The 19,271-nt window shown below is 70.4% G+C and carries 17 protein-coding genes; 7 read left to right on the forward strand and 10 right to left on the reverse strand.

All coding sequences use genetic code 11. The features are described from left to right. Positions 1-83 precede the first annotated feature (83 nt). The 3 genes from QTI45_RS19295 to argS all read right to left on the reverse strand — a co-directional run bounded on the left by QTI45_RS19295 (position 84) and on the right by argS (position 3,302). Positions 84-731, reverse strand: coding sequence for a thiol:disulfide interchange protein DsbA/DsbL (locus QTI45_RS19295; protein ID WP_286372050.1), 648 nt, complete (start codon positions 729-731; stop codon positions 84-86). Positions 732-909: 178 nt separating this feature from the next. Continuing rightward, entirely contained in the window at positions 910-1,614 is a 705-nt protein-coding gene (locus QTI45_RS19300; protein WP_286372051.1) for an SPOR domain-containing protein, read from the reverse strand. 14 nt (positions 1,615-1,628) lie between these two features. Next, the gene (gene argS, locus QTI45_RS19305) at positions 1,629-3,302 is read right to left on the reverse strand and encodes an arginine--tRNA ligase (RefSeq protein ID WP_286655534.1); all 1,674 of its coding nucleotides are present in this window, start codon (positions 3,300-3,302) and stop codon (positions 1,629-1,631) included. A 130-nt stretch (positions 3,303-3,432) separates the two neighbouring features. Between argS and QTI45_RS19310 the strand changes: the two genes are divergently transcribed. Continuing rightward, positions 3,433-3,696, forward strand: coding sequence for a hypothetical protein (locus tag QTI45_RS19310; protein ID WP_286372053.1), 264 nt, complete (start codon positions 3,433-3,435; stop codon positions 3,694-3,696). A 4-nt stretch (positions 3,697-3,700) separates the two neighbouring features. On the opposite strand, the gene QTI45_RS19315 is transcribed toward QTI45_RS19310, so the two are convergent. From QTI45_RS19315 to QTI45_RS19325, 3 genes are read right to left on the reverse strand one after another with little or no spacing between them, the layout of a single operon-like run. Then, on the reverse strand, positions 3,701-5,737 hold the full coding sequence (locus QTI45_RS19315) for a spermidine synthase (RefSeq protein WP_286372054.1): 2,037 nt from the start codon (positions 5,735-5,737) through the stop codon (positions 3,701-3,703). Between the two features lie 4 nt (positions 5,738-5,741). Beyond that, a complete protein-coding gene (locus tag QTI45_RS19320) occupies positions 5,742-6,200 on the reverse strand; it encodes a DUF2214 family protein (RefSeq protein WP_286655535.1) in 459 nt (152 codons plus the stop codon). After that, positions 6,197-7,156, reverse strand: coding sequence for a LysR family transcriptional regulator (locus QTI45_RS19325; protein WP_286655536.1), 960 nt, complete (start codon positions 7,154-7,156; stop codon positions 6,197-6,199). Before QTI45_RS19325 ends, QTI45_RS19320 begins: the two co-directional genes overlap by 4 nt. Before the next feature lie 93 nt (positions 7,157-7,249). On the opposite strand from QTI45_RS19325, the gene QTI45_RS19330 reads away from it, so the two are divergent. From QTI45_RS19330 to QTI45_RS19345, 4 genes are read left to right on the forward strand one after another with little or no spacing between them, the layout of a single operon-like run. Continuing rightward, a complete protein-coding gene (locus QTI45_RS19330) occupies positions 7,250-7,861 on the forward strand; it encodes a TetR/AcrR family transcriptional regulator (protein WP_286372057.1) in 612 nt (203 codons plus the stop codon). After that, the gene (locus QTI45_RS19335) at positions 7,858-9,501 is read left to right on the forward strand and encodes an efflux MFS transporter permease (RefSeq protein WP_286655537.1); all 1,644 of its coding nucleotides are present in this window, start codon (positions 7,858-7,860) and stop codon (positions 9,499-9,501) included. Before QTI45_RS19330 ends, QTI45_RS19335 begins: the two co-directional genes overlap by 4 nt. Positions 9,502-9,526: 25 nt before the next feature. Further along, entirely contained in the window at positions 9,527-10,660 is a 1,134-nt protein-coding gene (locus QTI45_RS19340) for an HlyD family secretion protein (protein ID WP_286655538.1), read from the forward strand. Then, positions 10,657-12,072 carry an efflux transporter outer membrane subunit gene (locus QTI45_RS19345; RefSeq protein WP_286655539.1) on the forward strand — a complete coding sequence of 472 codons (1,416 nt, stop codon included), beginning with the start codon at positions 10,657-10,659 and terminating at the stop codon, positions 12,070-12,072. The genes QTI45_RS19340 and QTI45_RS19345 overlap by 4 nt, the downstream gene beginning before the upstream one ends. A 7-nt stretch (positions 12,073-12,079) precedes the next feature. Here the strand turns inward: QTI45_RS19345 and QTI45_RS19350 are convergent, their stop codons facing one another. Together QTI45_RS19350 and QTI45_RS19355 are read right to left on the reverse strand one after the other, a co-directional pair. After that, on the reverse strand, positions 12,080-13,270 hold the full coding sequence (locus tag QTI45_RS19350) for a CaiB/BaiF CoA transferase family protein (protein ID WP_286655540.1): 1,191 nt from the start codon (positions 13,268-13,270) through the stop codon (positions 12,080-12,082). Continuing rightward, positions 13,263-14,195 carry a hydroxymethylglutaryl-CoA lyase gene (locus QTI45_RS19355; RefSeq protein WP_286655541.1) on the reverse strand — a complete coding sequence of 311 codons (933 nt, stop codon included), beginning with the start codon at positions 14,193-14,195 and terminating at the stop codon, positions 13,263-13,265. Before QTI45_RS19355 ends, QTI45_RS19350 begins: the two co-directional genes overlap by 8 nt. Positions 14,196-14,290: 95 nt before the next feature. Here QTI45_RS19355 and QTI45_RS19360 point away from each other — a divergent pair, with 95 nt between their 5' ends. Both QTI45_RS19360 and QTI45_RS19365 read left to right on the forward strand, forming a co-directional pair. Beyond that, entirely contained in the window at positions 14,291-15,031 is a 741-nt protein-coding gene (locus QTI45_RS19360) for an IclR family transcriptional regulator (RefSeq protein WP_286655542.1), read from the forward strand. A gap of 158 nt (positions 15,032-15,189) precedes the next feature. Next, entirely contained in the window at positions 15,190-17,367 is a 2,178-nt protein-coding gene (locus QTI45_RS19365) for a malate synthase G (RefSeq protein ID WP_286372064.1), read from the forward strand. Positions 17,368-17,463: 96 nt separating this feature from the next. Here the strand turns inward: QTI45_RS19365 and QTI45_RS19370 are convergent, their stop codons facing one another. Continuing rightward, entirely contained in the window at positions 17,464-18,180 is a 717-nt protein-coding gene (locus tag QTI45_RS19370; protein ID WP_286372065.1) for a ProQ/FINO family protein, read from the reverse strand. Between the two features lie 150 nt (positions 18,181-18,330). Then, positions 18,331-19,263: a LysR substrate-binding domain-containing protein gene (locus QTI45_RS19375; RefSeq protein ID WP_286372066.1), complete on the reverse strand. Its 933-nt coding sequence runs from the start codon at positions 19,261-19,263 to the stop codon at positions 18,331-18,333. Between the last annotated feature and the right edge of the window lie 8 nt (positions 19,264-19,271).

Below are 19,271 nucleotides of genomic sequence, written 5' to 3' on the forward strand. Positions count from 1 at the left end.
CACTCGCGCGGCCTTGAGCGAAAAAGCCCGCGGAAGCGGGCTTCGTTGACGGGAATCGGGTCGGCCAGGCCGCCCGGGCGCTCTCAACCCTTGCGGGCTTCGGCGACCAGGAAGTCGACCACCTGCAGGGCGCGGTCGAGCGAGCCGGCGGTGTCGCCATCGACATACCAGCGGCCGGCGACGCCCAGGGCCGGCACGCCCGCCACCTGGTAGTCGTTCGTGAGCTGCGCGGCGCGCTTGGCCTTGCCGGCGACCGAGAAGGACTTGAACAGTTCGGCGAACTTCTTCGCATCGAGGCCCGGCTGCTTCTCGACCCAGGCGAGGATCGCGGCATCGCCGGTCAGGTTCAGGCGCTGCTGGTGGATGGCCTGGAAGATCTTGATCTGGAACTCGTCGACCTTGCCCATGGCTTCGAGCGCATAGTAGAAGCGCTGCTTGGCTTCGGTGTCGTTGCCGACGAAGGGCACGGGGATGCGGCGGAACGCGACATGCGGCGGCAGTTGCTTGACCCAGGCCTCGAGCTTCGGCTCGAAGGCGGCGCAGTGCGGGCAGTTGTACGAGAAGAACTCGACCACCTCCACCTTGCCCGCGGGCGCGTCGACCGGCGCCGGCTTGCCGAGCACGATGTAGTCGGTGCCGGCCTTGAACGCGCGCGCCTGCGCATGCGAGGGTGCAGCCAGCGGAAGAAGGGCCACCGAAGCGGCGGCCAAAGAAAAATCTCGACGTTGCATTTAGAAGTTCTCCTGTCGCCTGAAAGAGCCCGCGGACCGGGATGGAGTTCCCCGCGCGCTCAAAGTAAAGATCGGTGAAGTATCAGGGCGAGGCCGGCGCCGGGCCGCCCCAAGGCGGCCTGCACCCCCTCGGGGGGCAGCGACCCACACGCAGTGGGGGAGCGTGGGGGCCATGACTTCAACGCTGGACGCGCACCAGGGCGGACTCCAGGCCGCCGTCGTCCAGCCGTTCCTTGAGGCGGTCGGCATCGTCCTTCTTGTTGAAAGGACCCGCGCGCACGCGATAGACGGTGCGACCGGCCTGCTCGCGCTCGGTCACGCGGGCTTCGACACCCATGAGCGAGAGCTTGGCCCGCTGCGCGTCGGCGTCTTCCTGGGTCCGGAAGGCACCGGCCTGGACGAAATACATGAAGGGATCGGTGCTGGCGGCGGCCGGCGCCGCGGCGCTGGTGCCCGAGCCGCTGCGCGCCTTCGCGAAATCGCCGATCGGGTCGTTCGAGGGCGGCAGCGCGTTGGCTTCGGCCGGCACCGGCGCGGTGCGTGGTGCGCGCGGCGCGGCGGCGCTGCCGGGAGCCACCACCACGGGCACCGGACCGGCAGGCGGCGTGGCCGCGGCCGCGGGAGCGGTGGCCGGCGTCGGCGGCGCGGTCGCCGGCGCGCGGGCTGCGGCCCCGGCCTTGCCGGCCAGCGGCGCGTTCGGGTCCCAATCGCGGTTCTTGCGCGCCTCGGCCTCGTCCTGCTCGGCGCCGCCGCGCTGGGTCTTGGTCATGAACGGGATCGGCACCTTGGTCACGTAGACCGCGATCCCGAGGGCGATGCCGAGCCCGAGCACCAGGCCGACGATCAGCCCGATGACGATATTGCCGCTTTGTCTTGTCTTCATGGTGGAGGAGGGAATCACATCTTTTGCGGCGCGCTGACGCCCAGAACAGCGAGGCCATTGTGCAGCACCCGCGCGGTCGCCGCGACCAGCGCCAGGCGGGCCAGCTTGACCGGTTCGTCGTCGACCAGGATGCGCTCCGCGTCGTAGTAGCTGTGGTAGCTGGCAGCCAGCTCGCGCAGGTAGAAAGTGACGTCGTGGGGCGCGAAGTCCTTGGCCGCCGCGGTCAGCATCGCGGGGTACTTGGCCAGCTGCAGCAGCAGCGCCTGCGAGGCCGGGCTCTCGAGCGGCGACAGGTCGACGCCCTCGAGGCTCGCGGCGTCGCCGCCCCAGGCCGCCAGCACCGAGCAGATGCGCGCGTGGGCGTACTGCACGTAGTACACCGGGTTGTCGTTGTTCTGCGCCAGCGCGAGGTCGATGTCGAAGGTGTACTCGGTGTCGGGCTTGCGGCTCAGCAGGAAGAAGCGCACCGCGTCGGTGCTGGTCCATTCGATCAGGTCGCGCAAGGTGACGTAGCTGCCGGCGCGCTTGCTGATCTTGACCTCTTCTCCGCCGCGCACCACGCGCACCATGGTGTGCAGCACGTAGTCGGGGTAGCCGGCCGGAATGCCGACCCCGGCCGCCTGCAGGCCGGCACGCACGCGCGCGATCGTGCCGTGGTGGTCGGTGCCCTGGATGTTGACCACCTGGTGGAAGCCGCGCTCCCACTTGGCGATGTGATAGGCGACGTCGGGCACGAAGTAGGTGTAGGTGCCGTCGCCCTTGCGCATCACGCGGTCCTTGTCGTCGCCGTAGTCGGTCGACTTGAGCCACAGCGCGCCGTCCAGCTCGTAGGTCTTGCCGGCGTCGATCAGCTTCTGCACCGTGGCCGCGACCCGGCCGCTGGTGTACAGGCTGGATTCGAGGTAGTAGTTGTCGAACTTCACCTGGAAGGCCTTGAGGTCCAGGTCCTGCTCGTGGCGCAGGTAGGCCACCGCGAACTGGCGGATCGAGTCGATGTCCTCGACATCGCCGCTGGCGGTGTATTCGCGGTCGTCCGAACGGACGGTCTTCTTCGCCTTGAAGTCGGCCGCGATGTCGGCGATGTACTCGCCGTTGTAGGCCTGCTCGGGCCACTCGGGGTCGCCCGGCTTGAAACCCTTGGCGCGCAGCTGGGTGCTGGTGGCCAGCGTCTGGATCTGCACGCCGGCGTCGTTGTAATAGAACTCGCGCCAGACCTTGTCGCCCTGGGTCGCGAGCAGATTGCAGATGGCGTCGCCGAGCGCCGCCTGGCGGCCGTGGCCGACGTGCAGCGGGCCGGTCGGGTTGGCCGACACGAACTCGACCAGCACCCGGTCCTCGCGCGCGGGCTGGCTGCCGAAGGCGGGGCCGGCCTCCAGGACCTCGCGCACCACCTGCTGGCGAGCGGCGGTCTTCAGGCGGATGTTGAGGAAGCCGGGGCCGGCGATCTCGATCGCGTCGACCCAGCGGGCGAAGGCGGGCGTGGCCTGCAGCGCGGCGGCCAGCTGTTCGGCCAGTTCGCGCGGCTTGCGCTGCAGCGGCTTGGCCAGCTGCATGGCGGCGGTGCTGGCGAAATCGCCATGGGCCGCCACCTTGGGCGACTCGAACGCGGCTTTGCTGCCGGCGCCGGGCGAGAGGGATTCGAGCGTGTTCGCGAGCGCCGCGAGCAGCTCCTGTTTGACCAATAGCATCTGGGAATTTTACCGGGGGCAAAAGGCACCCCCGTAACGAACGTCATCCAAGAGTGAACTTCGGCCGTTAGGATGAACAGCCCCGAGGCGGGGAACACCGTCTCAACCCCAACCCAAGGACTCCTACATCATGAAAAAGCTCCTTTCCCTGCTGGCTCTGGGCGCCTCCCTGTCCTTCGGCATCGCCCACGCGTCCCCCTGCGACACCCAGGCGGCGGACAAGAAGCTGAGCGGCGCGGCCAAGACCAGCTTCGTCAAGAAGTGCGAGAAGGACGCCGCGGCCGCCGCCGCACCGGCTTGCGCCGCGAAGGCGATCGACAAGAACGGCAAGGCCCTGGCCGGCGCCGCCAAGACCAGCTTCATGAAGAAGTGCGAGGCGGACGCCAAGGGCTGATCCGCTACTTCAAGACGCCGAACAGGTTGTTGTAGTCGTCGGTCCAGGGCTCCAGACCGGCGATCTGCTCGATTCGCGAGCGGGCCCGGCCGATGGCGCCTTCGGCGAGTCGGTCCGGCTCGCGCGCGACCAGCACCCAGTCGGTGTTGCGCAGGCCCTCGTCGCTCGGCTCGTCGTGCACCAGCGCGACGTGCAGCCCCTTCGCCAGCGCGATCTTCTCGACCACCGGCGCCAGCGCCAGGAAGCGGTTGGTGACGTGGAAGGCGACGATGCCGCCGGGGCGCATGTGGCCGAGGTACAGGTCCATCGCCTCCGAGGTGATCAGGTGGACCGGCACCGAATCGCCTGAAAAGGCATCCACCGCCAGCACGTCGAAGCCCTGCGCCGACTCGCGCTCGAGTGCCAGCCGGGCATCGCCCAGCACCCGCTCGATCCGCGCGCGGCTGTCGGCCAGGAAGCTGAACTCGGTGTCGGCCAGCTCGAAGACCTGCGGGTTGATCTCGTAGACCCGGTAGGTGTCGCCGGGCCGGCCGTAGGTCGCCAGCGTGCCGGCCCCGAGCCCGATCAGCCCGACGCGGCGCGGCGTCTCCGGTGCCGCCGCGATGGCCAGGCCGACGCCGGAGTTCGGGCCGTAGTAGGAGGTGGGCTCGCGCCGCCTGGAAGGCGACAGGTACTGCTCGCCGTGCTTGACCGAGCCGTGGTACATCTTGCGCACCCGCTCGCGCGCATCGCCGCGCTCGGCATCGAGCGTCACCAGCGTGCCGTAGAAGTTGCGCTGCATCCGGCGCACCCCGGCCGCGTCGTCCTCGATCTGCAGCGCGAGGAACCAGGCACAGGCCCCCGCCAGCGCCAGCGAGGCCGCGAGGCCGACGCGCCGCCGGCGCCACAGCACGGCCGCGATCAGCGCGCACAGCATCAGGCCGACGCCCAGCTCGTAGTAGGCCGGCAGCACGTGCGGCGCCACCAGCCCGACGCTGACGCCACCGAGCGCGCCGCCCAGCGAGAGCATCAGGTAGAAGCGGGTCAGGTAGGCGCCGGCGGGGCGCAGGCGCGCCATCTCGCCGTGCAGGAACATGCACAGCGCGAACAGGCCGACGATGTAGATCGGCAGTGCCGTGCGCAGCTCGGAACCCAGGCTGTGCTGCAGCCCGAAGGCGCACAGCGCCAGCATCGCGGCGGCCAGCGGCACGAACACCGGGCGCCGGTACCAGCGGTCGCTCTCGAAGGTCAGCACGAAGGTCAGCAGGTAGACCGACAGCGGCAGCACCCACAGGAAGGGAATGGCGGCCACGTTCTGCGTGATGTGATTGGTGATCGCCAGCAGCAGCCAGGAGCCGAGGGCCGGCAGGGCGAGCCACATCAGGTGGTCGGCCAGCCGCGGCCTGGCCGCCGGCATCGCGGCGGCGGGCTGCAGGCCGGCGGCGGGCGGCGGCAGCGCAGGCCAGTGGCGCGACACATGCAGCGTGGTGCCGGCGCACAGCAGCACGAAGACGCCGTAGGCGATCGACCAGCCCCAGGCCTGCTGCAGCAGCGAGCTGCGCGGCTCGATCAGCACCGGGTAGCTCAGCAGCGACACCAGCGAGGCCAGGTTCGAGAGCGAGAAGTAGCGATACACCTGCGCGCCCCAGGGCGTGCGCGCGACCCACGACTGCACCAGCGGCCCGGTGGTCGAGAGCAGGAAATAAGGCAGGCCGATGGTGCCGACCAGCAGGCCGAGGATCCACAGCGTCGGGTCTTCGGCACCGGTTGGCTTCCAGCGCTCGCTGGTCACGATCGGCAGGAAGGCCAGGCTCGCGAGCAGCAGCGCGACGTGCAGCCGCGCCTGCGCGCGGGCGCCGAGCCGCCGCGTGATCCAGTCCGAATACGCATAGCCGGCCAGCAGCACGACCTGGAAGAACACCATGCAGATCGACCACACCGCCGCCGAGCCGCCGAACCAGGGCAGGATCTGCTTGGCAATGAGCGGCTGCACCAGGAACAGCAGGAAGGCGCTGGTGAAGATGGTGCCGGCGAACAGCGCCTTGACCTGCGCCGGCTTCATCGGGCTAGTGCCTCGCGCCGAAGCCGCGGGCCAGGAAGACCGCCAGCAGCGGAATCACCGCGATGATGTGCGCCTGGACCATCACCAGCTTGCGGGTCTTGCGGACCTCGGCCTCCGCCGGCAGCGCGCCGGTGGCGCGCAGCGCCTTGCGCCAGCGCAGGTAGCGCAGCGTCGGAAAGACCGAGATCAGGCCGACGACCACGAACAGCGTGAGCTTGAGGTGCAGCAGCGGATTGGTCCAGTACCAGGCCGTGCCCTTCATGCCCCACCAGGTGCGCGCCACGCCGGTGGCGATCACCGCCACGGCGGCGATGCCGTAGACCCTGTCGACCTTCGCCAGCCGCTCGACCACCGCCGCATTGAGCCACTCGATGCGGCACAGCGCGGCCTCGCTGGCGATGAAGACCACCATCGTCAGGATGGCCAGCAGGTGCAGGTAGGCGAGGATGGCTTCGAGCGTCATCGGGCGGATTCCTTGGGTTTCCCGGGCGCTGCGATTGTGCCTCCCCAGAACTCCGGCCGCGCATAGTTCGACTTCAGGAAGTCCAGCCACAGCCGCACCCGCAGCGGCAGGTGCTTGCGCTGCGGGAACACGGCGTAGATGCCGTTGGGCGGCGCGGCGAACTCGTCGAGCAGCGGCACCAGCAGGCCGGCGTCGATCTCGGCCTCGACCTCCCAGGTGCTGCGCCAGGCGATGCCGTGGCCGGCCAGGCACCAGTCGTGCAGCACCTGGCCGTCGGAGCAGTCGAGCGGCCCGCTCGGCTTCAGGTAGATGACCTCGTGCTCGCCGCCGGCGGCCGGCACCCGGAAGGCCCAGCCGCGGGTCTGCGAGGCATCGCTCGACAGGCTCAGGCAGGCGAAGCGCGACAGCTCGCCCGGATGGCGCGGGGCGCCATGCCGGCGCACGAACGCGGGCGTGGCGACGCAGCGGCGCCGGTTGTCCGCCAGCCTGAGGCTGACCAGCGAGGAGTCGGGAAGGTCGCCGACGCGCACCGCGCAATCGAAGCTCTCGCCGGCCATGTCGACCAGCCGGTCGCTGAGGTTCAGCGAGATCGTGACCTCGGGATGCAGCTCGTGGAAGCGCGGCACCAGCGGCGCCACGTGGCGGCGCCCGAACCCGGCCGGCGCCGTGACGCGCAGGTGGCCGCTGGCCTTGACGCCACCGGCGCTGACGCTGGCCTCGGCATTGGCCAGCTCGACCAGCAGGCGCTGGCAGTCCTCGAGGAAGGCGCTGCCCTCGTGGGTCAGCGCGATCCGGCGCGTGGTGCGCAGCAGCAGCTTGACGCCCAGCCGCTCTTCGAGCGCGTCGATGCGGCGGCCGATGATGGCCGGCGCCACGCCCTCCGCCTTGGCCGCGGCCGTGAGGCTGCCGCGGGCGGCGATAGCGACAAAGGATTCGAGCTGCTTCAGGCGGTCCATCGCCGGCGATTATCACGAGCGGCCGGCGCCCTGCAGGAGTTTCTTATTTTCGATACACTATCGTTTCGAAACTACATAGTTCCATAAATAGCCATGTCGTCCACCCCCGCCACCCCGACCGTCGGCCGCCCGCGCGACGCCGCCCTCGACGCCAACGTCCTGCGCGCCGCCATGGAGCTGCTCGGCGAAGGCGGCATCGCCGCGGTCACGATGGACGCCGTGGCCCAGCGCGCGGGCGCTGGCAAGGCCTCGCTCTACCGGCGCTGGAAGTCGAAGGACGAACTGCTGGCCGATGCGCTGACATTGCACTCCCCGATCGACGTCGAAGTCGACACCGGCACCCTGCGCGGCGACCTGGTCAAGCTCTACGAGCACTACTACGGCATCGGCAACCACGTGATGCAGGCCGCCATGCAGGAGATGCTGGGCAACGTGCGCCAGCACCTGGCCTGGACCGAGAAAGTGGCGCCGGAACGCCTCACCGCGCGCCGCGCCAAGGTGCGCGCGCTGTTCGAGCGCGCCGTGGCGCGCGGCGAGATCGCGCCGCCGGCCGACATCGACCTGCTGCTGGACCTGGTGCCGGCGATGGTGCTGTACCGCTACAACACGCGCAACCAGAAGGTCTCGCGGGCATCGATCGCGCGCTTCGTCGACGCTGCCGTGCTGCCGCTCGCCGGCCTCGCGGCCAGGGAAGCGCGGCCGTGAGCGAAACCGCTGCCACCACGCCGGCCGCGGCACCGGCGCCCGCTCCCGCCGCGCCGCCGCCGGAGCCCTACGACCTTCGCCAGGGCCTGCTGTTCGCCTCGGTGTCGCTGCTGCTGGGCATCACGCAGGGCCTGGGCGTGAACCTGGTCAACTCGAACCTCACCGGCATCCAGGGCTCGCTCGGCGCCACCGCGGCCGAGGCCAGCTGGCTCACCACCGCCTACTTCGCCACCAACATCTCGGCCTCGCTGCTGCTCACCAAGGTGCGCTACCAGTACGGCCTGCGCTGGTTCGCCGACATCGCGATCGGCGTCTTCCTGCTGCTGTCGCTGGCCCACCTGTTCACCCAGCACCTGGCCTCGGCCGTCATCGTGCGCGCGGCGCTGGGCCTCGCAGCGGCACCGATCAGCAGCCTCACGGTGCTCTACATGGCGCAGGCCTTTCCGCCGGCGCGCGCCCTGACCGGCTTCATGCTGGGCTTCGCCACGCTGCAGATCGGCATGCCGCTGTCGCGCATCATCTCGGGCGACCTGCTGCAGAACGGCCAGTGGCACGGGCTGCACTTCGTCGATGCCGGGCTGGCGCTGGTCTCGGTCGCGGCGATCAACGTGGTGCGGCTGCGGCCGATGCCGACGCAGCCGATGTTCGCGCGCGGCGACGGCCTGGCCTTCACGCTCTACGCGAGCGCGCTGGCGCTGTTCTGCGTGGTGCTGACCCAGGGCCGGCTGCACTGGTGGACCGACACGCCGTGGATCGGACTCTGCCTGGCGGCTGCGATCGTGCTGCTCGGGCTCTACGTGATGCTCGAGCTGCAGCGCGACAAGCCGCTGGTCGACCTGCGCTGGCTGGCCAGCCCCTTCATGCTGCGCTTCATCGGCGCGACGCTGCTGTTCCGCATCGTGCTGTCGGAACAGACCGTGGGCGCGGTCGGGCTCATGAACCAGCTCGGCTTCACCAACGACCAGATGCACCTGCTCTTCATGTGCGTCACGGCCGGCACCATCGCCGGCTTCCTGGCGGTGCTGCCGGTGCTGCCCTCGCGCAAGTTCGGCCGCCTCGGCACGGTCGCGCTGGTGCTGATCATGGCGGCGGCCTGGATGGACGGGCAGTCGACCGTGCTGACCCGCCCGCACGATCTGATCCTGTCGCAGACCCTGCTGGCGGCCGCGAGCGCGATGTTCCTGGCCTCGGCGATGCTCGAGGGCTTCCTGCACGTGATCGCCGGCGGCCTCAAGAACCTGATCAGCTTCATTGCGGTCTTCAGCGGCGGCCAGGCGCTGGCCAGCCTGATCGGCCAGGCCTGGCTCACCACCCTGCTGGCCGAACGCCAGCGGCTGCACTACGCGCACCTGGCCGACGGACTGCAGCTGGCCGACCCGCTGGTGGTGCAGCGCCTCGCGCAGCTCGGCGGCGCCTATGCGGCCAGCCTCAACGACGGCACGGCACGCGCCGGCCAGGCGCTGGCGCTCCTGGGCCAGCAGCTGACGCAGCAATCCTGGGTGCTGGCCTACGACGACCTGTTCCACCTGATCGCCGCGGTCTCGGCCCTGGGCTTTCTGGTCTTCGCCGGCACCCACACGCACCGCTGGCACCGCGCGCGGCGGGCCGCGCCCGCCAGCCTCGTTCCTTCTTCTTCCTGATTTCTTCCTGATCGCTGGATTCACCATGTCCCCCCTGCCCAAAGCCCTCCGCTCGCGCGGCACCTGGATCGTGCTCGCGGCCACCCTCGCCTGCCTGGCGATGGTGCTCCACGCCTGGCGTTTGCCGCCGTTCCAGGACGGCACCGAAAGCACCGAGAACGCCTACGTGCGCGGCATGGTGACGATCGTCGCGCCCAAGGTCGACGGCTATGTCGCCGAGGTCATGGTGCAGGACTACATGGCGGTCAAGGCCGGGCAGCCGCTGGTCCGGCTGGACGACCGCATCTATCGCCAGAAGCTCGACCAGGCGCGCAGCAGCCTCGCGATCCAGGAGGCGAACCTGGCCAACACGGCGCAGGCCCGGCTGTCGCGCGAGGCCACCATCGGCAGCACCCAGGCGCAGATCGCCAGCGCCGATGCCCAGCTGGCCAACGCCCGCGCCCAGCTCTCGCGGGCCCAGGCCGACATGCGCCGTGCCACGCCGCTGGCCAGGGACGGCTCGCTGTCGCAGCGCGAGCGCGACCAGACCGAGGCCGCACTGCACCAGGCCGAAGCCAGCGTGAAGCAGGCCGAGGCGGCAGCCCGGCAGGCCCGCGCCGGCCAGGCCGTCGCCACGCAGGATCTGCACACGGTCGTGGTCAACCGCGACGCGGTCGAGGCCGCGGTCGAGGCGGCACGCGCCACGGTGCGGCTGGCCGAGATCGATCTCGAGAACACGCAGATCCGGGCTCCGCGCGACGGCCACCTGGGCGAGGTCGGCGTCAAGCTCGGCCAGTACGTGACGCCCGGCACGCAGCTGATGGCCGTCGTGCCGCAGCAGGTCTGGGTGGTGGCCAACTTCAAGGAGGCGCAGACCGCGCGCATGGCTCCGGGGCAGCTGGCCCACTTCCATGTCGATGCGCTCGCGGACGCCGAACTCGAAGGCCGCGTCGAGCGCCTGTCGCCGGCCACCGGCTCGGAGTTCAGCGTGATCAAGCAGGACAACGCGACCGGCAACTTCACCAAGATCCCGCAGCGCCTGTCGGTGCGCATCGCGGTCGATCCGGGCCAGCCGCTGGCGCATCGGCTGCGGCCCGGGATGTCGGTGGTGGTGAGTGTCGACACCCGCTCGAGCCGCGGCGCCGACGCCGCAGTTCACGCCGACGGAGATCCGTCATGAAGCGGGCCGCCCTGATCCGCGCCGCCACGGCAGTGGCCGCGGCGCTGCTGCTGCAGGCCTGCGGCAGCCTGCCGGCCGCGCCCACGCTGGCCGCCGCGGTGCCCCCGAGCTGGCAGGGCGCCGCCGCCGCGGCGCCTGGCGTGCCGGTGCGAAGCGGCTGGTGGAGCGCCTTCGGCGACCCGGTGCTCGACGGACTGGTGCAGCAGGCGCTGGCCCACAACACCGACCTGCGCGCCGCCGCGGCGCGGGTCGCCGAAGCCCGAGCGCTGGCCGACGTCCAGCACGCGGCCGCCTGGCCGACGCTCGACTTCGGTCTCGGCGGCCAGCGCAGCCGCAGCATCAGCGCGGCGACCGGCAAGCCCTATCTGTCGAGCGTGCTGCAGCCGCAATTCCAGGCTGCCTACGAAGTCGACCTTTGGGGGCGCGTGAGTTCGCTCGGCCAGGCCGCCGATGCCCTGGTGCTGTCCAGCGAGGACACGCGCGACAGCGCCGCGCTCAGCGTCGCTGCCACCACGGCCGCCAGCTACATCAACCTGCGCGCGCTCGATGCACGGCTCGAGGTCGCGCGGCAGACACTGGCGGCCCGGCAATCGGCGCTCGAACTGGCCCGCTCGCGCCAGCAGCGCGGCTACAGCTCCGAACTGGAGACGGCGCAGAGCGAGGCCGAATACCGCTCGACCGCGCAGGCGATCCCGCAGCTCGAGCTCGCGATCGTGCGCCAGGAGCACGTGATCGACCTGCTCACCGGCGCCGCACCCGGACCGGTGCCGCGCGGCCTGCCGCTGGTCGAGCTGAAGCTGCCCGCCCTGCCCGACGCCGGCCTGCCCTCGGAGCTGCTGCGCCGGCGGCCCGACCTGGCCAGCGCCGAGGCGCAGCTCGCGGCCACCGATGCCCAGCTGGCCGCCGCGCGCGCCCAGTTGCTGCCCTCGCTGCACCTGGGCGCAACGCTCGGCAGCATCAGCTCGAGCGCGCTCACCGGCGATCCGTTCAAGCTCTGGAGCATCGGCGGCAGCGTGTTGGCGCCGATCTTCGACGGCGGCCGGCTGAAGGCCCAGGTGCGGGCGTCGGACGCCCGCCGCGAGCTGGCGCTGGCGGGCTACGAGAAGGCCGTGCTGACCGCCTTCGCCGAAGTCGAGGACCAGCTTTCCGCGGTCGGCGACCTGGGCCGCCAGGGGCAGCAGGCCGAGGCGCAGCGCGTGGCGCTGCAGGAGGCGGTGCGCGTGGCGACCAACCGCTACCTCGAGGGCTATGCCTCGTACCTCGACGAACTCGATGCGCAGCGCAACCTGTTCAGCGCCCAGCAGGCCGAACTGCAGCTGCGGGCCGACCAGCTGGCGGCGCAGGTCGGCCTGTATCGCGCGCTCGGCGGCGGCTGGCAGCCCGAGGCGGCGAAGCCGGCAACGGCCGGCTGACGCAGCCTCAATCGCCCGCGACCGCGCCCCGCGCCTTGAGCTGCGCGATCTGCGCCGCGTCGTAGCCTGCTTCGCGCAGCAGCGCATCGGTGTGCTCGCCGAGCAGCGGCGGCTGCAGCCGGATGCCGGGACGCTCGCCGCCGATCGTGAAGGGCATCAGCGGCACCTTCGACTGGCTGCCGTCGTTCATGCGGACTGGCGCCAGTCCGCCGGTGGCGTTCAGGTGCGGGTCGTCGAACAGCTCCTGCGGCCGCGTGATCGGCGCGAAGGGCAGCTCGTTCTGCTCGAACACCGCACTGAGCTCGGCCGCGCTGCGCCCGGCCAGGTGCGAGCGCAGGATCGGCATCATCCAGTCGCGCGCCAGCACGCGGTCGTTGTTGGTCGCCAGGCGCGGGTCTGCCAGCAGCTCTTCGAGGCCGAAGGCCTTGCAGAAGATCGTCCACTGCTTGTCGCTGACCGCCGCCAGGAAGATCTGCTCGCCGTCCTTGACCGTGAAGACGTCGTACACGCCCCAGGCCGATATCCGGCTCGGCATCGGGTCGGCGGCGCGGCCGGTGGCGGCGAACTGCATCATGTGCTGCGCCACCAGGAAGATGTTGTTCTCGAACAGCGCCGACTGCACCTCGCAGCCCTGGCCCGTGAGCTCGCGCTGACGCAGCGCGGCCATCGCGCCGATGGCGCCGAACATGCCGCCCATGATGTCGTTGACGCTGGTGCCGGCGCGCAACGGGTCGCCGGCGCGGCCGGTCATGTAGGCCAGGCCGCCCATCATCTGCACCACCTCGTCGAGCGCCGTGCGGTGGTCGTAGGGGCCGGGCAGGAAGCCCTTGTGGCTGACGTAGATGAGGCGCGGGTTCAGCTTCTTCAGGCTGTCGTGATCGAGGCCCAGCTTCTTCATCGTGCCGGGCTTGAAGTTCTCGCTCACGATGTCGGCGCTGGCGACCAGGCGCAGCGCGGCCTCGACGCCTTCGGGATTCTTGAGATCGAGCGCGATGCTCTTCTTGTTGCGGTTGAAGGTCGGGAAGAAGCCCGCGCCCGACCCCAGCAGGCGGCGCGTGCTGTCGCCCTCGATCGGCTCGACCTTGATGACCTCGGCGCCGAGGTCGCCCAGGAGCATGCCGCAGGTCGGCCCCATCACCATGTGGGTGAATTCGACGACGCGGATGCCGGCGTAGGGCAGCGGTGGGGTGTCAGACATGTGCGGTTTCCTGGTTGAAGCCCTTGGGCAGGCCGGCCTCGGGCGTCATGCCGTAGACCGGTTCGCCGGGCAGGCCGGCGATCAGCGGCGCGCGCGCCGCGATGAGTTTCTGGAGGTCGATGCCGGTCCGCACGCCCATGGCCTCGAACATGAAGACCAGGTCTTCGGTGACCACGTTGCCCGAGGCGCCGGGCGCGTAGGGGCAGCCGCCGAGGCCGCCGAGCGAGGCATCGAAGGTGCGCACGCCTTCCTCGTAGGCGGCCAGGCAGTTGGCCAGGCCGAGGCCGCGGGTGTTGTGCATGTGGGCTGCGCCGGCCTTGTCGCCGATCTCGGCCCGCAGGCGCCTGAAGAGGCGGCGCACCTGCGCCGGGTTGGCGTAGCCCACGGTGTCGGACAGGCCCGACTCGTCGGCGCCGGCAGCGACGCACTGCGCCGCCAGCCAGATGACCTCGTCCTCGGGCACCTCGCCCTGCAGCGTGCAGCCGAAGGCCGTGGAGATGCCGGCCTCGAGACGCACCTGCGGCGCGATCTGGCGGCGCAGGTCGGCGATCGCGCGCACCTCCTCGATCATTTCCTCGCGTGTCTTGCGCACATTGGCCAGCGAATGGGCCGCGCTGGCCGACACCGGCATCGTGAGCTTGTGGACGCCGGCCGCCAGCGCCGCCTCGGCGCCGCGGCGGTTGGGCACCAGCGCCATCACGGTCAGGCCGGGCAGCGTGGCGGCGTGGCGCACCACCTCGGCGGCGTCGGCCATCTGCGGCAGCAGGCGCGCCGGCACGAAAGAGGCGACCTCGATCTCGCGCACGCCGGCCGCGTGCAGCGCGTCGATCCAGCGCAGCTTGTCCGCGGTCGGCATGGTGGCCTTGACCGATTGCAGGCCGTCGCGCGGGCCGACCTCGCTGATGAGCACATCGGGGGCTGTCATTGCAGGTCCTTCATGGCTTGACTGTTCTATCTTACAGAACTATATTCCAACAAACAGAATTAGACCGACGAACAATCCGCCTGTCAAGCCGCGCCATGCCCCGCAAACCCCAGACCGAATCCGTCTCAGACCTGAACGCCGCGCCCGGCGGCGCTGCCGCGGTAGACCGCGCGCTGAGCCTGCTGTCGGCCTTCCGGCCCGGCGATGATTCGCTCTCGCTGGCGCAGTTCGCCGAGCGCACGCAGCTCTACAAGAGCACGGTGCTGCGCCTGCTGGCCTCGCTCGAGCATGCGCGCCTGATCCGACGGCAGGACGACGGCCGCTACGCGCTCGGCACCGAGATCGCGCGCCTGCATGCGCTCCATGCGGCCTCGTTCTCGCTCGACGGCATCGTGCCGCCGGTGCTGCGCGAACTGGTCGCGGCCACCGGCGAAAGCGCGGCCTACCACGTGCGCCAGCCGCAGGGCAAGGGCTGGGCGCGCCTGTGCCTGTACCGGGTCGATTCGCCGCACCTGGTGCGCGACCACGTCCGCGCCGGCGACCTGCTGCCGTCCGACCGCGGCACCGGCGCCCGCGTCCTGATCGCCTTCGGCCCCGAGGCCGACCGGCCGGGCAGCGCGCCGGACCGCGCACTCATCGAGAGCATCCGCGACCAGGGCTACTGCGCGCTGGTCGGCGACCGCACGGCCGAGTTGGCCGGCATCTCGGCGCCGGTGTTCCATGCCGACGGCCGGCTGGCGGCCGCCCTCACGCTGACCATGCCGGCCCACCGCTACGACCCGCAACACATCGAGGCGGTCCTGGCGGGCGCGCGAAGGCTCAGCGGGCTGGTCTGACGGCGCTTTTCTTGCGAGCTGGGCGTAGGCTTGCGGAACACCGGACGCCGCGCCGATTACCTCCATTTTTGTCACTGATCAAACCCGCTATCGGCTCTTTTTCGCCAGACAGGTATCGAATACAGTCGAAGCCAGCATCTATCAAGGAGTACAGAACCATGACCGCCCGCACCTCCGTCCACGGCCTCCAGGTCGCCACCGAACTGCACCAATTCATCGAACAGAAGGTGTTGCCCGCCACCGGCGTCGCCAGCGAGGTCTTCTGGAAAGGCTTCGACGCCATCGTCAGCGAGTTCGCGCCCAAGAATGTGGCGCTGCTGGCCGAGCGCGACCGCCTGCAGCTCGAGATGGACCAGTGGCACAAGGCGCACCCGGGCCCGATCGCCGACATGCCGGCCTACCGCGCCTTCCTCGAGTCGATCGGCTACCTGCTGCCGCAGCCGAAGGACGTACAGACCACCACGGCCAACGTCGACGCCGAGCTCGCCTTGCAGGCCGGCCCTCAGCTGGTGGTGCCGATCCTGAACGCGCGCTATGCGCTGAACGCGGCCAACGCGCGCTGGGGCTCGCTGTACGACGCGCTCTACGGCACCGACGCGATCCCCGAGACCGGCGGCGCCGAGAAGGGCAAGGGCTACAACCCGGTGCGCGGCGCCAAGGTGATCGAGTTCGCGCGCCACGTGCTCGACCAGGCCGCGCCGCTGGACAACGGCTCGCACAAGAACGCCACCGGCTACAAGGTGGAAGGCGGCAAGCTGGTGATCGCGCTGCAGAGCAGCAGCACCGGCCTGAAGGACCCGTCGCAGTTCATCGGCTACACGGGCGAGGCGGCAGCGCCCAGGTCGGTGCTGCTCAAGCACAACGGCATCCACCTGGACATCCAGATCGACCGCTCGACCGCGATCGGCAAGAGCGACGCCGCCGGCGTCAGCGACGTGGTGCTCGAGGCCGCGCTGTCGACCATCCTCGACCTGGAAGATTCGGTGGCAGTGGTCGATGCGGCCGACAAGGTGCTCGCCTACTCGAACTGGCTCGGCATCCTGAAGGGCGACCTGACCGAAGAAGTCGCCAAGGGCGGCCAGACCTTCACGCGCGGCCTGAACCCGGACCGCGAATACACCGGCGCCGACGGCCAGCCCGTGAAGCTGCACGGCCGCTCGCTGATGTTCGTGCGCAACGTCGGCCACCTGATGACCAACCCGGCGATCCTGTACGCCGGCGGCAAGGAGATCCCCGAAGGCATCATGGACGCGGTCATCACCACGACCATCGCCACCGTCGACCTCAAGCGCCGCGGCAACTCGCGCACCGGCAGCGTCTACATCGTGAAGCCGAAGATGCACGGCCCGGCCGAAGTGGCCTTCGCCAATGCGCTGTTCGGCAGCGTCGAGCAGCTGCTCGGCCTGCCGGCCAACACCGTCAAGCTCGGCATCATGGACGAAGAGCGCCGCACCAGCGTGAACCTCAAGGCCTGCATCGCCGAAGCGGCCGCGCGCGTGGCCTTCATCAACACCGGCTTCCTCGACCGGACCGGCGACGAGATGCACACCGCCATGCAGGCCGGCGCGATGCTGCGCAAGGGCGACATCAAGGCCACGCCCTGGATCCAGGCCTACGAGAAGAACAACGTGCTGGTCGGCCTCTCGTGCGGCCTGCGCGGCAAGGCCCAGATCGGCAAAGGCATGTGGGCCATGCCCGACCTGATGCACGCGATGCTCGAACAGAAGATCGCCCACCCCAAGGCCGGCGCCAACACGGCCTGGGTGCCCTCGCCGACGGCCGCCACGCTGCACGCGCTGCACTACCACCAGGTGAGCGTCGCCGAGGTGCAGAAGCAGCTCGAGCAGATCGATGCCAACGCCGAGCGCGACAACATCCTGAACGACCTGCTGAAGGTGCCGGTGGCGATCAGCGTCAACTGGACCGAGGCCGAGCGCCAGCAGGAGCTCGACAACAACGTGCAGGGCATCCTGGGCTACGTGGTGCGCTGGATCGACCAGGGCGTGGGCTGCTCGAAGGTGCCTGACATCCACAACATCGGCCTGATGGAAGACCGCGCGACCCTGCGCATCTCGAGCCAGCACATCGCCAACTGGCTGCTGCACGGCGTGGTCACGAAGGATCAGGTCAACGCCACCTTCGAGCGCATGGCGGCGGTGGTCGACCAGCAGAACGCCGGCGATCCGCTCTACCGGAAGATGGCCGGCAACTTCGCGACCTCGGCCGCGTACAAGGCGGCCCAGGATCTGGTGTTCAAGGGCATCGAGCAGCCGAGCGGCTACACCGAGCCGCTGCTGCACGCATGGCGCCTGAAGGTGAAGGCCGGCACGGCCTGAATCTGAGCCCCCACGCTCCCCGAGGGGGCCGCAGGCCGCCTTGGGGCGGCCCGGCGCCGGCCTGAGCACTCCGCCCGCCTGCGGGCGGGCAGCCCGTCAGGACCGAGCGCGCTGGAGGGTGCGCCCGACCTCGGCCGGGTCCATGCCGTACATCTCTGCGAACTCCGCGACCGTGCGTCCGCTGGACTCGAAGGCACGCAGCAGCGCCTCGCGCTTGGCGGTTCGCGCGCCGACCTCCGCGAAGGCCTCGTCGAGCACCGCCTGGGTCGCTTCGTCCTGCGAGCGCGCGACCAGCACGTAGTCTTCGCGCGACAGGCCCGAGGCCTCGATGGCTTCGACCAGGCGGGCGCGCAGCTTCGGCCGCAGGTCTTCCTCGGTGCGTGCCTGGCGGCGCTTGAAGACCTCGAGGATCGCGTGGTGCACGTGCTCGGGCGCCACGTCCTCGACCGGCACGCCGTTCAGGTCATGGCGCTTCTCGCCGGCGGCCACGGCATCGAGGTAGCGGGTCGAGCGCGCATGCTGGCCCAGCGCGATCTTCAGGTCTTCCTTCTTGAATGCGTCGGGATGCAGCGCCAGCAATTCCTGGTAGACGCCGAGCTTGAGCGGCAGGAAACGGGCGCCGAACATCTTCGGATAGAGCTCGAACAGCTTCTCGAGCACGGGACTGGGCTTGCGGGCGGGGCGTTGCGGCGCCTTCGGCGCGCCGCCCTGGCTGGCGCCCGGCTTGGCGTTCTGCCGGGTGTTCTGCCGCCCACGGCCGCCCTTCCTGGCGGCTTGGGGAGCGGGGGCGGTGTCGGTCGTCGTCGGATTCATCGGAATTTGGGTCTGCGGGATCGGTGCCACTGGGGCCATGCGTGCCCCCGACTTTAATCCCTCGGCCCAGGCCGGCGCCGGGCCGCCCCCAAGGCGGCCACCCCCTCGGGGGGCAGCGACGCACGCAGTCAGGCGCGTGGGGGCTGCTTTTCAGCCGCGCTGCGCGGCCTCGGCTTCGGCCCGGAGCCAGCGCACGAAATCCTGCGCGTCGGAGTTGCCCGCGGCCCGCTGCGAGCTCTCGATGAAATAGCCGCGCCGCGAGGCCGCGCCCTCGCCGAAGGGGGCCACCAACTGCCCCGACTGGACCAGCTCGCGCAACAGCGGCATCCGCCCGATGACCACGCCCTGGCCGGCGACCGCGGCGCCCACCGCATCGGCGTACTGGGTGAAGCGCAGCGTGTTCTTCATGCGCAGGTCGGCCAGGCCCATGACCTCGAGCCAGGGTTCCCAGTCGGCGGTAGGCGATTCGGCGTGGTTCGGCAGGTCGACCGTCAGCAGGGTCTGCGCCGGCAGGTCGCCCGGCGTCTTCAGCGCAGCCGCGATGTGCGGCGCGCACAGCGGCATGACCGACTCCTCGAACAGGGTCGGGCCCGTGCCGCGGGTGATCGGCACGAAGCGCACGGCGACGTCGATGCGGGCGCGCTCGAGGTCCAGCACGTCGAGCGTGGCCGAGACCCGCACATCGACCCGCGGATGGTCGGCCGTGAAGCGCGCCAGCCGCGGAATCAGCCACAGCGAGGCGAAACCCGGCGTGGTCGTGATCGAGACCTGGCGCAGCACCGGCGCCGCGCGCACCCGGGCGGTGGCGTCGCGCAGCCGTTCGAGGCTCTCGACCACCGCACGCTGGAGCACCCGACCGGCCTCGGTCAGCGCCAGTGCGCGATGGCGGCGCTCGAACAGCGGCACGCCCAGGCTGGCCTCGAGCTGCTGGATCTGCCGGCTGACCGCCGACTGCGTGAGGAACACCTCGGCGGCAGCTTGCGTGAAGCTCAGCGTGCGCGCCGCGGCCTCGAAGCTGCGCAGCAATTCGAGCGGCGGCAGGTCGGGGCCTGCGAGTGGGGCTTTCGCATTCTCTAGACGCATGCAACGAG

The organism is Variovorax saccharolyticus (genome assembly GCF_030316765.1).
In the GTDB taxonomy this organism is placed as follows: Bacteria; Pseudomonadota; Gammaproteobacteria; order Burkholderiales; family Burkholderiaceae_C; genus Variovorax; species Variovorax saccharolyticus.